The sequence below is a fragment of the uncultured Jannaschia sp. genome (assembly GCF_947503795.1).
Taxonomy (GTDB): Bacteria; Pseudomonadota; Alphaproteobacteria; order Rhodobacterales; family Rhodobacteraceae; genus Jannaschia.
This window is the reverse complement of the sequence record NZ_CANNEZ010000002.1, coordinates 433134-447849: the sequence shown is the minus strand read 5'-3', so window position 1 is coordinate 447849 and position 14716 is coordinate 433134. Positions and strand designations below refer to the sequence as shown.

General features: G+C 70.6%; 18 protein-coding genes and 2 pseudogenes. 2 read left to right on the top strand and 18 right to left on the bottom strand.

Annotation, left to right across the window (positions count from 1 at the left end; genetic code table 11):
- Positions 1–151: 151 nt before the first annotated feature.
- The 14 genes and pseudogenes from trmD to Q0833_RS14665 form a co-directional block, all read right to left on the bottom strand.
- Positions 152–931: a tRNA (guanosine(37)-N1)-methyltransferase TrmD gene (gene trmD / locus Q0833_RS14730; protein WP_298436441.1), complete on the bottom strand. Its 780-nt coding sequence runs from the start codon at positions 929–931 to the stop codon at positions 152–154.
- Positions 928–1455: a ribosome maturation factor RimM gene (rimM, locus tag Q0833_RS14725; protein WP_298436438.1), complete on the bottom strand. Its 528-nt coding sequence runs from the start codon at positions 1453–1455 to the stop codon at positions 928–930. The genes trmD and rimM overlap by 4 nt, the downstream gene beginning before the upstream one ends.
- Positions 1456–1707: 252 nt before the next feature.
- Positions 1708–2091, bottom strand: a pseudogene (gene rpsP / locus Q0833_RS14720) (30S ribosomal protein S16); the annotation flags it as partial.
- Positions 2092–2115: 24 nt separating this feature from the next.
- On the bottom strand, positions 2116–2412 hold the full coding sequence (locus Q0833_RS14715) for a chorismate mutase (RefSeq protein ID WP_298436435.1): 297 nt from the start codon (positions 2410–2412) through the stop codon (positions 2116–2118).
- A 25-nt stretch (positions 2413–2437) separates the two neighbouring features.
- The gene (locus Q0833_RS14710) at positions 2438–3037 is read right to left on the bottom strand and encodes a GNAT family N-acetyltransferase (protein ID WP_298436432.1); all 600 of its coding nucleotides are present in this window, start codon (positions 3035–3037) and stop codon (positions 2438–2440) included.
- Positions 3034–3540, bottom strand: coding sequence for a GNAT family N-acetyltransferase (locus Q0833_RS14705; protein ID WP_298436430.1), 507 nt, complete (start codon positions 3538–3540; stop codon positions 3034–3036). Before Q0833_RS14705 ends, Q0833_RS14710 begins: the two co-directional genes overlap by 4 nt.
- Positions 3537–4103, bottom strand: a complete 567-nt coding sequence (locus Q0833_RS14700; protein ID WP_298436427.1) for a GNAT family N-acetyltransferase — start codon at positions 4101–4103, stop codon at positions 3537–3539. Before Q0833_RS14700 ends, Q0833_RS14705 begins: the two co-directional genes overlap by 4 nt.
- On the bottom strand, positions 4100–4630 hold the full coding sequence (locus Q0833_RS14695; protein ID WP_298436425.1) for a GNAT family N-acetyltransferase: 531 nt from the start codon (positions 4628–4630) through the stop codon (positions 4100–4102). The genes Q0833_RS14700 and Q0833_RS14695 overlap by 4 nt, the downstream gene beginning before the upstream one ends.
- Positions 4627–4959, bottom strand: coding sequence for an NIPSNAP family protein (locus tag Q0833_RS14690; RefSeq protein WP_298436422.1), 333 nt, complete (start codon positions 4957–4959; stop codon positions 4627–4629). The genes Q0833_RS14695 and Q0833_RS14690 overlap by 4 nt, the downstream gene beginning before the upstream one ends.
- Entirely contained in the window at positions 4956–5495 is a 540-nt protein-coding gene (locus Q0833_RS14685; RefSeq protein WP_298436419.1) for a GNAT family N-acetyltransferase, read from the bottom strand. The genes Q0833_RS14690 and Q0833_RS14685 overlap by 4 nt, the downstream gene beginning before the upstream one ends.
- A complete protein-coding gene (gene ffh / locus Q0833_RS14680) occupies positions 5492–6985 on the bottom strand; it encodes a signal recognition particle protein (RefSeq protein ID WP_298436913.1) in 1494 nt (497 codons plus the stop codon). The genes Q0833_RS14685 and ffh overlap by 4 nt, the downstream gene beginning before the upstream one ends.
- Before the next feature lie 192 nt (positions 6986–7177).
- Complete coding sequence (locus Q0833_RS14675) at positions 7178–7354, bottom strand: hypothetical protein (protein ID WP_298436416.1); 177 nt, start codon at positions 7352–7354, stop codon at positions 7178–7180.
- Between the two features lie 165 nt (positions 7355–7519).
- A complete protein-coding gene (locus Q0833_RS14670; protein ID WP_298436413.1) occupies positions 7520–7795 on the bottom strand; it encodes a hypothetical protein in 276 nt (91 codons plus the stop codon).
- 118 nt (positions 7796–7913) lie between these two features.
- Entirely contained in the window at positions 7914–8489 is a 576-nt protein-coding gene (locus tag Q0833_RS14665; protein ID WP_298436411.1) for an NAD(P)H-dependent oxidoreductase, read from the bottom strand.
- 167 nt (positions 8490–8656) lie between these two features.
- Between Q0833_RS14665 and Q0833_RS14660 the strand changes: the two genes are divergently transcribed.
- Entirely contained in the window at positions 8657–9544 is an 888-nt protein-coding gene (locus Q0833_RS14660; RefSeq protein ID WP_298436408.1) for a LysR family transcriptional regulator, read from the top strand.
- A 7-nt stretch (positions 9545–9551) separates the two neighbouring features.
- Entirely contained in the window at positions 9552–10457 is a 906-nt protein-coding gene (locus Q0833_RS14655; RefSeq protein WP_298436405.1) for a DMT family transporter, read from the top strand.
- Here Q0833_RS14655 and ccoS read toward each other — a convergent pair.
- The 4 genes and pseudogenes from ccoS to ccoG all read right to left on the bottom strand — a co-directional run.
- A pseudogene (gene ccoS, locus Q0833_RS14650) lies at positions 10451–10585 on the bottom strand (cbb3-type cytochrome oxidase assembly protein CcoS); the annotation flags it as partial. The gene Q0833_RS14655 and the pseudogene ccoS sit on opposite strands and share 7 nt — an antisense overlap.
- Positions 10582–12666 (bottom strand): heavy metal translocating P-type ATPase, encoded by a 2085-nt coding sequence (locus Q0833_RS14645; protein ID WP_298436402.1) that lies wholly within the window; start codon positions 12664–12666, stop codon positions 10582–10584. The gene Q0833_RS14645 and the pseudogene ccoS, both read right to left, overlap by 4 nt.
- A complete protein-coding gene (locus Q0833_RS14640; protein WP_298436398.1) occupies positions 12663–13118 on the bottom strand; it encodes a FixH family protein in 456 nt (151 codons plus the stop codon). Before Q0833_RS14640 ends, Q0833_RS14645 begins: the two co-directional genes overlap by 4 nt.
- A complete protein-coding gene (ccoG, locus tag Q0833_RS14635; RefSeq protein ID WP_298436395.1) occupies positions 13115–14659 on the bottom strand; it encodes a cytochrome c oxidase accessory protein CcoG in 1545 nt (514 codons plus the stop codon). The genes Q0833_RS14640 and ccoG overlap by 4 nt, the downstream gene beginning before the upstream one ends.
- Between the last annotated feature and the right edge of the window lie 57 nt (positions 14660–14716).

The following is a 14716-nucleotide window of genomic DNA, read 5'->3' as shown; positions in this document are numbered from 1 at the left end:
TTCTTTGCGGCCACGCAGAGCGTCCCGGCGGACCGGGGCGATACGTGATGCGGCGTCGTATATCGCGCGGCGGCGCGGCGCAAGTGGAGAGGGCCGGGGCGCTGCCCCGGACCCCGGCATATTTTCGGAACATCGAAGCGGCGCGCGATGGTTAACGTTTGGTGTCCAGGTATCGCGCCCAAAGACCCGGGCGCCGCGTACGGGTCAGGGCCTCGGACTGGTCGCGCCGCCAGGCCGCGACCTTGGCATGATCGCCCGAGGTCAGGACCGCCGGAATCGTGCGGCCCTGCCAGTCGGCGGGCTTGGTGAAGTGCGGGTGTTCGAGAAGACCGTCGGAGAAGCTCTCCTCTTCGGTCGAGGCTTGATTGCCGATGACGCCGGGCAGAAGGCGGATCGTTGCGTCGAGCAGCGCCTGAGCCGCGATCTCGCCGCCGGTCAGGACGAAATCGCCGAGGCTGACCTCCTCCATCTCGTATTCGTCCAGCACCCGCTGATCGACACCCTCGAACCGCCCGCAGAGAAGGGTGACGCCCGGCCCGGCCGCGAGATGCCTGGCGCGGGCCTGGTCGAAGGGGCGGCCCCTCGGGCTGAGATAGATCATCGGTCCCGGCCCTCGCGCCGCCTCGAGCGCCGCGCCGACGATATCGGGTCTGAGCACGAGCCCGGCCCCCCCGCCTGCGGGCCGGTCATCGACCTTGCGGTGCCGCCCCTCGCCGAAGCGGCGCAGGTCGGTCACGTCGAGCGACCAGAGCCCGTCCTTCAGTGCCGTGCCCGTGAGCGAGTGACCGAGCACGCCGGGAAACGCCTCGGGGAACAGCGTGACGACCGACGCAGCCCAAGCGCCCGGGCGGGGCGCCGGGGCCATCAGGTCGCGGGGCGCCGCCGAAGCGCGGATCGACTTCGAGCCGTGGGAGCGGGCGGGATCTGTCATTCGGATGGCGCGTCGTCCGCGCCGTCGTCGAAGAGACCCGGCGGCGGGTCGATGACGATCCGCCGTGCCGTGAGGTCGACGGTCGGCACGATCGCCTGGGTGAAGGGCACGAGCACCGACGCGCCCCCGGCGGGCCGAACCTCCAGCAGGTCGCCCGCGCCGTGATCGTGAACCGCGTGGACCCGTCCGAGATCGGCGCCACCCGTGTCGACGGCCACGAGGCCGATCAGGTCGGAATGGTAGAACTCGTCATCGGGGAGGGCGGGCAGCGCGTCGCGCGGCGCCCAGAGACGCTGGCCCTTGAGGGCGTCCGCGGCCTCCTTGTGGGGGACGCCCGACAAGCGGACGGCGTAGCCGCCCTTGATCGGGCGCAACACGGTGACGGCATAGGCGGTGCCGTTATCCGCGGCGAGCGGGCCGTAGTCGCCGACTGCCGAGGGGTCGGCGCAAAAGCTCTTGAGGCGGACTTCGCCGCGTACGCCATAGCTGCCCATGACGGCCCCGAGACAGACGTGATCCTTCATCGTGGCGGCCTTCGATCTGGTGACGGGGCGGGATCTCGGGGGCGGTATCGGAACCGCCCCCGGCGAAGATCACTCTTCGGTCTTCTTGTCGTCGTCGTTGCCGGTTACGGCCTCGACGGCACCGGCCGCGGCATCGACCACGGCTTCGACGGCCGACGCGGCGGCCCCGGCCACGGCACCGGCGGCGGCGGCGGCCACATCGGTCGCGGTCCCGGCGGCGTCAGCTGCCGCGTCGGTCGCGGTGTCGGCGGCTTCGGCAGCCGTCGAGGCGGCGGCCTCGGCGGCGGCTGCGACGGCGGCGGCGGCCTTGTCCGTCTTCTCCTTCGCGCGCTCGACGGCCTTCTTGCCCGGCTCGGCCTTCTTCATGTTGGCGCGGACCTTCTTGGGCTGCACGTCTGCGGCCTCGAGGAAGCGCGCGACGCGGTCGGTGGGCTGGGCGCCCTCGCCGAGCCAGTACTGCACACGCTCCATGTTCATCTTTACGCGCTCCTCGCTGTCCTTGGGCAGGAGCGGGTTGTAGGTGCCCAGCTTCTCGATGAAGCGGCCGTCGCGGGCCATGCGGCTGTCGGCGGCGACGATGGAATAATGCGGGCGCTTCTTGGAGCCGCCGCGGGCGAGTCGGATCTTCATGGCCATAAGTTTAGTCCTTTGGTCAGTGTATCAGGATTGATGTTGCCGATGATGTCGGATGACTTCCTCGATGATGAACCCGAGGAATTTCTTGGCGAAGCCGGGATCCAGCCCGGCCTCCACCGCCATGGCTTCAAGCCTGGCGATCTGGGTGGCCTCCCGGTCCGGGTCGGACGGGGGCAAATCGTGTTTGGCCTTGAGCCGCCCCACCGCCTGGGTGTGGGCGAAGCGTTCGGCGAGCGTGTAGACGAGGACCGCGTCGAGGCGGTCGATCGAGGCGCGATGCTCGCCCAGAAGGGCGGCGGCGCGGGTGGCGGCATCGGTCATCGGGGCCTCCTCGGGGGTGGGGCGATCAGTCAACGGGCATCCCCTCGGGGGTGAGGCGCGGATCGGCGTAATGCTCGATCTCGCGGGCGATGGCCCAGGAGAGGCGCGTGTCCGCGAGGGCCGCGGACGCGGGGTGGCGATAGACGACATCGTTGCCGTCGATCGTGGTCGCGTCGTCGTCGCGCCACGCGCCCAGCCGTTCGCAGAGCCGGATCGAGTCGAGGTTCTTCGGGTCGACATAGCTGACCGCTCCGGTCCAGCCCGCGCCGTAGAGATGGCGGCGGACCGCATCCGTGGCCTCCAGCGCGAAGCCGTTGCCCGACGCCTGCGGCCAGATGATCCAGGCCAGTTCGCGCTCGGGCCAGCCGGCGGGTTGCCAGCCGCCCGCCATCCCGAGGGTGCGGTCGTCGTCCCGCGCGTGGATCATCCACATGCCGAAGCCGCGTATCTGCCAATGGCCGATCTCGGCGGCATAGAGCATCCATGCTTCGTACGGGTTGAGCGGGCCGCCCATGAACCGCGACCGATAGGACGAGAAGGTCGCCTTGAAGTCGGGGTAGTCCTGCGGCTCGGGCGCGCGGAGTTCGAGGCGACGGGTGGTCAGCACGGGGATGGCGGCGTTCATGTCGCGTGCTCCCAGATCGTGCAGGCCGTGTCGTGGGCCGCGGGTTCGCCCGTATCGATGGCGCCGAGGCGGGTGGCGACGCGCTGCGACGCCGTGTTGTCCCGGTCGATATGGCTGACGATGCGGCCCCAACGGGCGGCATGTCCGGTCCGACGGGCCCAGTCGAGTGCGGCCCGCGCGGCCTCGGTGGCGTAGCCCCGCCCGGTGCCCGAATAGAGCGACCAGCCCAGTTCCACGTCGGGGCGCCCGGCGGGCAGGTGGAAGCCGCAGGATCCGACGCAGGCGTCGCCGCCATCCTTCGATGCGTCGATCGCCCACCAGCCGTAGCCGCGCAGATGCCAATGGCCCACATCGTTCGTCAGGATCTTCCACGCGCCGACCTCGTCGAGCGGGCCGCCGACGATATGCGACCGCTCGGTCGCATAGAACGCGGCACAGGCCGGGTGGTCGCCCAGCTCGGGCGCGCGCAGCGTCAGGCGCTCGGTCGAGAGCGTCGGGATCATGCCGCACCCTCGGGCCGGGGGTGGCGCCAGACATTGATCTGACCGTCCAGCATCGTGCCGTCGGGCGCGGCCCCGAGGCGGCGCGCGACGGCTTCGGAGCGGGTGTTGCCCGGCGCGATGTAGCTGACGAGCGAGGGCAGGCGAAGCGCGCCCCAGGCATGATCGCGCGCGGCAAGGGCGGCTTCGGTCGCAAGGCCGCGGCCCTCGAACGCATCGGTCATCAGCCAGCCCAGCTCGTGCTCGGCATCGCCCGGCTCGGTCCCGATGAGGACGAAGCCCGCAACCGCGCCCGCGCGGGTCTCGACCGTCCACATCCCGTGCCCGCGCAGCAGCCAGGTCGCGGTCATGCCGCAGAAATCGGCCCAGCTCTCGACCTCGGTCGAGGGACCGCCCTCGAAGACGCCGCGCGCGCTGCCGGTGATCGAATGAAGCGCGTCGTAATCGCCCAGCCGCGGCGCGCGCAGCACCGTGCGGCTCGTGCGCAGGACGGGCACGACAGCCTCCAGCGCCGCCGCCGTGCGCGCGGCGGCAGGGACGACGGGTATGGTGACGGGCGCGATCATGCCGCGACCTCAGGGGCGGGATGCCGCCAGATGGTCATGTCGCCGTATTCCGCATGCGGGAACACGCCGTCCGGGGTGCAGTCGAGGCGCTGCGCCAAGGCCTCGGACCGGGTGTTCCCGGCGGCGATGAAGCTCGCGATCGTGGTCCAGCCCAGCACGCGGTAGGCATACTCGCGGGTCGCCAGCGCCGCTTCGCGCGCGATGCCCCGGCCTTCAGCGGCGGCGGTCACGGACCACCCGATCTCGGGTTCTGGCCAGTCCTCGGGGTGGTAGATGCCGACCACGCCCAGCGGCGCGTCGTCGCCGGTCATCGTCACGATCCAGCGCCCGTAGCCGCGAAGGAGCCACTGGCCCGCGACCCCGGCAAGATGCTCCCACGCCGCCGCGCGGCTGGCGGGGCCGTCGAGATGGCGCATCTGGTCGCTGGCGCGAAAGGCGGCATAGGCGTCCATATCCGCCGCGCGCGGCGCACGGAGGGTCAGGCGCTCGGTCACGAGCGTCGGGATATGCAGCACGGTGTCGGTCACAGCCCCAGCTCGTCGGCCGAGGCGCCGTCCATCAGGGGGCGCGTGAAGCTGCGGTCGTAGCGGCGGATGCATCTCGTCGCCTGCGCATGGGCATAGGCGCGCTGGCATTCGGGATCGGCGCGCATCCGGTCGCGGTAATCCTCGTAGGCCGCCAGCGACGGGAAAGAGAAGTGGCAATAGGCGATGTCGTTCGGACCCTCGAACGGCATGTGGTAGCCGTGATGGGTGCCGCCCATCTCGGGGATCTTGTGGAGCCAGAACTTCGCATAGGCCTCGAAGGCCTCGAGCTGATCGGGGTCGAGCTCGTAGCGGACGGTGCAGGTGATCATGCGGCGGCCTCCGGGGCGGGATGGCGCCAGATCTCGGCCGTCTCTCCGAGAAGGGCATCGGTGCCCTCCAGCCGCGCGCCCAGCCGCTCGGCCACGGCACGCGAGGCGTGGTTCTCGGGGTCGATCGGGCTCATCAGCGGGCCGAGGCCCAGCCGGTTCCACGCATCTGCCCGTGCGGCACGGGCGGCTTCGGTCGCGTAGCCCTTCCCCGTGGCGCCATCATAGAGGTGCCATGCCAGCTCCGGCTCGGGCCAGCTATCGTGGAAGAGCACGCCGACCTTGCCGACGCGCGTGCCGGTTCGTTTTTCCAGCACCTGCCAGAAGCCATAGCCGCGCAGCAACCAATGGCCGAGCATCGACGTGAACGAGCGCCACGCGCCCCAGCGATCCGTCGGGCCGCCGGTGAAGCGCATCCGGTCCGACAGGCCGAAGGCGAGATGGGCGGGCCAGTCGGCTTCCACGGGCACGCGCAACTCCAGCCGCTCGGTCTCGAGCGGGGCGATGGCGTTCAGGTCGTGGAAGGCGGGACCGGTCACTTCTTCTTCATGCCCCCGAGGCCCGCGGGCAGCGTCACGCCGCCGGGCATGCCGGGCATCCGGCCCATGCCGCCCATCTGGCCGAGCTGCTTGGATGCAGCCTCGAGCGCGGCGGGGTCCATCTGACTGGGATCGGGCATGCCGCCGCCCTTGCCGGTCATCATGCCCATGGCCTTCTTGAGCATGCCGCCCTTGCCCATCTTCTTCATCATGTCCGCCATCTGGCGGTGCATCTTGAGCAGCTGGTTCAGTTCGCTGACCTCGAGGCCCGCACCCTTGGCGATCCGCTTCTTGCGGCTGGCCTGCAGGAGGGCGGGGTTGGCGCGCTCCTTCTTGGTCATGGAATCGATCAGCGCCATCTGGCGCTTGAGGATGCTGTCGTCGAGCCCGGCCTTGTCCATCTGCTTGGCCATCTTGCCCATGCCCGGCATCATGCCCATCAGGCCTTCCATGCCGCCCATCTTCTGCATCTGGATCAGCTGACCCTTCAGGTCGTTCATGTTGAACAGACCCTTCTGGAAGCGCTTCATCATGCGCTCCTGGGCCTCGACGTCCGCGACCTCCTGGGCCTTCTCGACCAGCGCGACGATGTCGCCCATCCCGAGGATGCGGCCCGCGATGCGGTCGGGCTCGAAGGTCTCGAGCGCGTCCATCTTCTCGCCCAGGCCGACGAAGCGGATCGGCTTGCCGGTCACGGCGCGCATGGACAGGGCGGCGCCGCCGCGCCCGTCGCCATCCATCCGCGTCAGCACGACGCCGGTCACGCCGACCTTGGCGTCGAATTCCTCGGCCACTTCGACGGCGACCTGGCCGGTCAGGCCGTCGACCACCAGCAGCGTCTCGCGCGGGGAGACGGCGGCATGGACCTGCGCCACCTCGTCCATCAGCACCTGGTCGATCTGCAATCGGCCCGCGGTATCGAGCATGTAGACGTCGTAGCCGCCGAGCGAGGCCTGCGTCTTGGCGCGCTTGGCAATGTCGACGGGGCTCTGCCCCGCAACGATCGGCAGCGTGTCGACCCCGATCTGCGCGCCGAGGATCTGGAGCTGTTCCATCGCGGCAGGGCGGTTCACGTCGAGCGAGGCCATCAGCACCCGCTTGCCCTCGCGATCCTTCAGGCGCTTGGCCAGCTTGCCCGTCGTCGTCGTCTTGCCCGAGCCCTGAAGGCCGACCATCAGGATCGGCGCGGGCGGGTTGTCGATCTTGAGAGGCGGGATGCCCTCGTCGCCCGCGAGGACGGCGCGCAGCTCGTCATGGACGATCTTGATGACCTGCTGGCCCGGCGTGATCGACTTGGTGACGGCGGCGCCGGTGGCCTTCTGGGTGACGCGCTTGACGAAGTCGCGGGCCACCGAGAGCGAGACATCTGCCTCCAGCAGGGCCACGCGAACCTCGCGCATCGCGGTGCGGACGTCGTCCTCGGAAAGGGCGCCCTGCTTCGTCAGGCGGTCGAAGACGCCGCCCAGGCGGTCTGACAGGCTCTCGAACATCTCGCGTCCCTTTCCCATGTTGCGTGATCCCGATGTGGGAGCGCGCAGGCGAATGCACAAACGCCCCCGTGGGCGCGACGCGCTGACGGAGGGCGATCCCGAACGTGGTGCCGGGACCGGAAGCATGGAGCATCCGGATGTGGGGCGCGGGCTACGCGCGCGGCGCGCGGCTGTCAAGCCGCGGGGGCGGCGTCACTCGGCGGCGGCGGAGGTCTGCACGACGTTGTCGATGCTGCCGCGGTCGAACCCGGCGATGTCCTTGTAGACCAGGAGGTCGACGGTGACGGTCGTGCCGAGAATGACGGCCGACCAGAGGGCGAGACGGTCCAGCAGGCGGCGGCGGGGCCGGGCGGTATAGATATGGCGCATGATCCTCTCCTTCGCGGTGGGGTCGCGGAGAAGGCTGCGCGGCTGGCGTGGCGCGGGTCGTGCGAAACCGGGGAAAGGTTGGGGAAACATTGGGGCCGCCGGGCCGCGCATTGTCGCGCCTCGGCGGGTCGTTCGTGGCGGGATTGCGTCCCCACACGGCGGCTGTCAGCGCGCGCCGGGGGTGACGTCCTTTGCGTTGAGGCCCGCGACGTCGGGCCGCGTCACGAGGTCCGCGGCGGCGATCAGCGTGCCGTCGATCGGACGGAGCGCGGCTTCCGTCGCCGCCTCTGCCGCGTCCTCGGAACGGTCGAGGGCGCGGGCGTCGGGCGACACCGGCGGCAGCATGGTTTTCCAGGTCATCGCCATGTCGGACCAGAAGCGGGTGGTCAGCTCCACCATCCGGACCTGTCCGGCGAAGAGGAGGGCGGTGTTGCGGGTCATCAGGGGGGTCATCGGGGCACCTTGGGGTTGATGCGCACGATCAACGCCGTCCTCCGGGGGGTGCGTTCCGGACCGATGCGGCCGTGCGGCGGAATGGCGCCGCACCGCCGCGCGTGGCTCAGGCGGCGAGCGCCGCGATCTGATCCTCGACGAGGCTCACGGCGTCGTCTTCCTTCATGTTCAGGCGGTCGGCGGTCACGAAGGTGACGTCGGTGATGCCGATGAACCCGAGGACGTGGCGCATGTAGGGCGTGGCGAAATCGATCTCCGAGCCGACCGGCGTGCCGCCCGAGGCCACGGCCACGATGGCGCGTTTGCCCTCGAGGAGGCCGACGGGGCCGCTCTCGGTGTATTTGAACGTCACGCCCGCGCGGCAGACGAGGTCGATCCACGCCTTGAGACTGCCGGGGACGGTGAAGTTGTAGATCGGCAGCGCGATCAGCAGCGTGTCGGCGGCCACGATCTCGGCCACGAGTTCGTCCGAGAGCGCCAGCGTCGCCTTCTGATCCTCCGAGCGCTCGTCCGCCGGGGTGAAGTTCGATCCGACCCACGTGCCGTCGATCTGCGGGACCGCGTCGGCGCCGAGATCGCGGCGGATGTCGGCTTGGCCGATGCGCGCCTCGATCGCGTCGAGGATGGCGTGAGTGTTGGAGCCGGAGGGCTTGGCGGAGGCGTCGATGCGGAGGATGGTCATGGGTGAGGTCCTTCGGGTCAGGTGAGATACGGGGGCGTCTGGTCCGAAGATGACCCCTGCGCGCCCGAACTCAATTCGCGGAATTCGCCGGTCTGATGTGCGCGAGTGCAGGGAACCTTGCCTTGGTCGATGGCCGCGGCGATAGTTCGGCCAACCGGAGGACCGCGATGGCATTCAACGATTGGGACGAGGTCCGGACCGCCTTTCAGGTGGCGCGTCTGGGCACGGTGTCGGGCGCGGCACAGGTGCTGGGCGTGCACCATGCGACGGTGATCCGGCATGTCGACAGCCTCGAGGGCAAGCTGGGTGCCAAGCTCTTCCAGCGGCACGCGCGGGGGTACACGCCGACCGAGGCGGGACAGGACCTCCTGAAGGTGGCGCAATCGACCGACGACCAGCTCGCCCAGCTCGCCAACCGCATCTCGGGGCGCGGCAACGAGATGACGGGCGAGCTGATCATCACGTCGCTGGCGGTGCTGGCGCCACTCCTGTCGCCCGCGCTCGCCGCCTTCCGCGAGGAGCATCCCGAGCTGACGATCAAGTTCCTGACCGACGAGCGGCTCTTCCGGCTGGAATACGGCGAGGCGCATGTCGCGATCCGCGCGGGCAACCCGCCCGACCAGCCCGACAACGTCGTCCAGAAGTTCTATCACCAGGGCTTCGCGCTCTATGCGTCCAAGGATTACATCGCCAAGCATGGCCGCCCCGAGAGCCTCGAGGAGCCGGGCGACCACATCTTCATCGGCTCGGCCGACGACGTCCCGCGCGCGCCGTTCTTCGCCTGGCTCAAGAAGCATATCCCGCCCGAGAATATCGGCTACCAGGTCAACCAGATCACGGCGACGCGCCCGGCGGTGAAGGCGGGACTGGGGATCGGCTTCTCGACGCTCTGGGCCGAGGCCGACGAGAACGATGTCGAGATGGTGTTCGGCCCGCGCGAGGAGTGGAACAGCCAGCTCTGGCTCGTGACCCATGTCGACCTCCACCGCACGGCCAAGGTCCAGACCTTCCTCGCCTTCCTGAAGGACTGGGCGACGCGCTGGCCGCAGATCTGAGCCCCCGGTGACCGAGGCGGGTCGCGGCCACGCGGCGATGCTCCTCTTCTCGGCGCTGGTCGCCGGGTCGTTTCCGCTGGGGGCGGCGGCAGCCAACGACATCGCGCCCGCCGCACTCAACGCCGTCCGCTTCGCACTGGCCGCGGGTATCATCGGGTTCGCCGTGGCGGCGCGGGGCGGGGTGCCCCGCGCGGCCCTGTCGGCGCCGTGGCGCTACGCGCTCCTGGGCGGGGTCTTCGGTCTCTACTTCGTGCTGATGTTCGAGGGGCTGAAGACGGCGGCCCCGGTCTCGGCGGCGGCCGTCTTCACGCTGACCCCGATCCTCGCCGCCGTCTTCGGCTGGCTCCTGCTGCGCCAGATCACGACGCCGCGCATCGCCGCGGCCTTGGCGCTGGGGGCTGCGGGCGCGCTTTGGGTGATCTTCGACGCGGACTGGGCGACGCTCCGGGCCTTCGCGGTCGGACGCGGCGAATGGATCTACTTCTGGGGCTGCGTGGCGCACGCGATCTACACCCCGCTGGTGCGCCGCCTGAACCGCGGCGAGAGCGCGCTGGTCTTCACCTTCGGCACGCTTGTGGCGGGCGCGGTCCTGATCGGTCTCGCGGGGGCGGGCGCCATCGCCGCCACCAATTGGGGCGCGTTGCCCGCCCGCGTCTGGATCGCGATCGGCTACACGGCGGTCTTCGCCTCGGCCGCGACCTTCACGCTTTTGCAATACGCGTCGCTGCGGCTGCCGGCGTCTAAGGTGATGGCCTACACCTATCTCGTGCCGGCTTGGGTCACGGTCTGGGAGCTGGCGCTGGGCCGTGCGCCGCCGCCCGCAGGCGTGCTGGCCGGGCTGGCGCTGACGCTCGTGGCGCTGGGGCTGTTGCTTCGCGACGAGGAGGCCGCATCGCCGGGCACGCGGTCCTGAAGCAGGATGCGGGCCGCCTCGCCCTCGAGATCCTCGTATTGCCGATGCCGCAGCGTCCAGAGAAACGCCGCCAGCCCGCCCGCGCCCAGCGCCAGCGAGACCGGGATCAGGAGCACGAGGACGTTCACGACCGCACCTTCAGCCTGAGCGCGTTGAGCACCACGAGGATCGACGAGGTCGACATCGCGATGGCCGCCATCAGCGGCGTCGCCAGCCCCGAGAGCGCCAGCGGGATCGACACGGCGTTGTAGGCGGCGGCCAGCGCGAAATTCTGGAGCATCCGGCGCCGCGCCGTCCGCGCCAGTTCGAGTGCCGCGGGCACCGCCGAGAGGTCGCCGCCCAGCAGGACCACATCCGAGGCCGCGCGGGCCGCATCCAGCGCAGTGGCTGGGGCCAACGAGACATGAGCGGCGGCCAGCGCGCCCGCGTCGTTCAGGCCGTCGCCTACCATCAGCACCCGCTGCCCGGCGGCGGCGCGGGCGCGCAGAAGATCCAGCTTGTCCTCGGCGGTGGCACGGGCATGCCAGTCCGCGATCCCGAGCTCGGTGGCGACGACGCGCACCGGTTCGGTCCGGTCCCCCGAGAGAAGCGTCACCGGCAGGCCCGCCGATTGCGCCCGCGTGACCAGCCGGGCCGCGCCGGGGCGCAGGGTTTCGCGCGGGGTGACGTCGAAGCTCTCGCCCGAAAGCTCCAGCACCGTTCCCGCCGCCCCGCGCCCCAATCGGACGGGCGTGCCGTTCCAGCGTGCGGTGACGCCGTCGCCCGGCACCTCGGCCAGATCGGTCAACGCGGCGGGTGCTATATGGGGCAGGCCCGCGGCGACCGCGCGCGCGACCGGATGATCCGAGGCCAGCGCCAGCGCGCGCGCGACGGCGGCGGCCTCCGGGGGCAGGTGCGACAGCTCGGCGGTGCCGGTGGTCAGCGTCCCCGTCTTGTCGAGGACGATCGCGTCGACCTGTGCCAACCGTTCAAGCGCGGTCGCGGATTTCAGCAGCAGCCCCTCCTCGAAGAGACGGCGCGCAGCGGTCACCGAGACGGCGGGCACGGCGAGGCCCAGCGCGCAGGGGCAGGTGATGATGAGCGTCGCGACCGCCACGAGGATCGCGCGGTGCACGTCGCCCGTCGCCAGCCACCATCCGAGAAAGCCCATCGCGGCCAGCCCGTGGACGGCCGGCGCGTAGATCTTCGCGGCCCGGTCGGCGAGTGCAACATGAGCACCCCGCGCGCCCTCGGCCACGGCGACGGCGCGGGCCATGCGGCGCAGCCCCGTATCCTCGCCCACGGCGGTGGCCGTCAGGATCAGGTGTCCGTCGAGCACCGTCTCGCCCGCCGCGACCGGGGTGCCGGGGCTGGCGCGGACGGGCAAGCTCTCGCCCGTCAGGAGCGAGCGGTCGAGATCGGCGCGGCCCTCGGTGACCCGCGCGTCGACGGGGATGCGGGCACCCGCCGCGACCCGCACGCGGTCGCCCACCCGAAGGTCGGCGGTGCGCACCACCTCGCCGGTGTCCAGCGTGGCGCGCGGCACCTCGAGCGCGGTCAGCGCGGCGGCCGCCGACCGGGCCGTGCGGCGCGTCCGGTGATCGAGATAGCGTCCGATCAGCAGGAACAGCGTCAGCGACAGCGCCGCGTCGAACCACGCCTCCGCCCCGCCGATCCAGGTCTCGTGCAGCGACACGCCCGCCGCAAGGATGATGGCCAGCGAGATGGGCACGTCCATGTTCATCCGCCGCGCCGACAGCGCCGTCGCGGCCGAGGCCACGAAGGGCCGCGCGGCATAGACGAGCGCGGGCAGCGCGATCGCCGCACTGATCCAGTGGAAGAGGTCGCGCGTCGCCTCGCCCGCGCCCGACCAGACCGCGACCGACAGGATCATGACGTTCATCATCGCGAAACCCGCGACGCCGATCCGCGTCAGCAGCGCACGACCCTCGGTATCGGCGGTGGCGGTCAGGGCGGCATCATCCATCTCGGCGGCGGCGAAGCCCGCGTCCGACAGCGCGGCGATGAGGCGAGGTGCCGTGGCGCGCGCGCCCGTGACGCGCACCTGCTTCTGGCCCAGGTTGACGCGGGCCGCGTCGATGCCGGGCAGGGCGGTCAATGCGCCCTCGACCCCCGCGATGCAGCCCGCGCATCGCATGTCGGGCACCGACAGGATCACGGTCTGCGGGGCTGCGGGCGCGGCAAGATGCCCGTCGGCCAGCGCGGTCATGGCGCGACCCGCAGCTTCAGGCGCCGGCGATAGGGCGTGCCGTCGGCGGCGGCCGCGACCAGCCGCAGGTCCCAGTTGCCGGGCGGCAGGTCGACGGGCGCGCGCCAGACCGTTCCGTCGAAGACGAAGCGCGGCGTGACGTCCTGCGACACGTTGGTGGCGCGGCCCAGCGTCGCGGTCAGCGTGGCGTCGGCCACCGGTGCGCCGGTGGCGTCGTGCAGGTCGAGCACGACCTCTGACCCGGTCAGGGTGGCGGCGGCGGTCCAGGCCAGCGCCTCCTGCGCGGCGCGGTCGGCATCGAAACGCTGCGATGCGACATAGCTGTTCTTCGTTTCGAGACCGGGGAAGGTGCGGACGGCGTTCACGGCCAGCGTCATGTTGGCGGCGACGATCGTGCCGAAGCCCAGAACGAAGATGCCGAGGACCTTCCGGCCCGTCAGTGTCGCGGTCATCGAAGCTCTCCTTGTCCGAAGAAATGCGTGTCGCCCCAGGCCCGTTCGGCCGAGACGAGGTCCTCGACCCAGAAGCGCAGATCTGTGCGCGCGGCCCGGGCGGCGGTATCGTCGGGACGGGCGGAGACGTAGACCCGCTGCAGCTTGGTCTCGTTGGCGGGGACGATGGTGGTGAGGTCGTCGCGTCCCTCCAGCTCGATCCGCAGCAGGTCGTCCGATGCGAGCGACAGGTGGAAGGCGCGATCCTCGCCGTGCTTGTTGCGCAGACGCACGTCATAGGCGTTGCGGATCGTGCCGTCCGAGAGCGTCACGAAGGTCGGGTTGCGCACGGCGGCGACGGTCATGTCGATGTCCGGACGTACGAAGAGCGCGACGACCAGCGCGATGCCGATCCCCGCCCATGCGATCGTGTAAAGGATCGTGCGGGGCCGCAGGATGTGCTTCCACACCGGCTGCGGCGCCCAGCCCTTGATGTCGGCACGGGTGACGATCGGTGCAGATGCGGCATGGGGCGCGGGGGCGGGCGCGCCGGCGGCGGCGGTTGTGACGGCATCGCCGGTGGCTTGCGTTCCGATGGGGGTCACGGCCAGCCGCTCGGCCAGCGTCTCGGGCGGACGGTCCGACAGCGCGAGATAGTCGATCAGGCCGCGCGGCTTGCCGATCTTGTCCATCACGTCGTCGCACGCATCGATGCACAGCGCGCAGGTGATGCAGGCCATCTGCTGCCCTTCGCGGATGTCGATGCCCATGGGGCAGACATTCACGCAGGCCATGCAGTCGATGCAGTCCCCCTCGCGGTTCTCGTGCTTCTTGCCGCGCGGCTCGCCCCGCCAGTCGCGATAGCCGACCGTCAGCGTGCCCTCGTCCATCATCGCGCCCTGGATGCGGGGCCAGGGGCACATGTAGATGCAGACCTGCTCGCGCGCGAAGCCGCCCAGCAGGACCGTGGTGAAGGTCAGGACGGCCATCGTCGCATAGGCCACCGGATGGGCCGTGCCGGTCACGAGGTCGCGCGCCAGCGTCGGCGCATCGGCGAAGTAGAAGACCCAGGCCCCGCCCGTCGCCAGCCCGATGAAGGCCCAAACCACCCATTTCGACAGCCGCAGACGCCATTTGCGCGCGTCCCACTTGCCCTTCCAGAGGCGGATGCGCGCGTTGCGGTCGCCCTCGATCCAGCGCTCGGTCGCGATGAAGAGGTCGGTCCAGACGGTCTGCGGGCAGGTGTAGCCGCACCAGACGCGTCCCAGCGCCGAGGTGAAGAGAAAAAGGCCCAGCCCCGCCATGATCAGAAGGCCCGCGACGAAATAGAACTCGTGCGGCCAGATCTCGATCCAGAAGAAATAGAAGCGCCGCCCCGCCAGATCGACCAGCACCGCCTGGTCGGGCAGGTTCGGGCCGCGATCCCAGCGGATCCAGGGCGTGACGTAGTAGATGCCCAGCGTCACCAGCATCACGACCCATTTCAGGCGTCGGAACGTGCCCGCGACCTTGCGGGGGAAGATCGGCACCTGGGCCGCGAAGAGGGGTGTGGACTGGCTCATGATCGCCTTGAGGGAAAGCGGGACTGCCCGCTCATGCCCCAGCTGCCGGGCCCACGG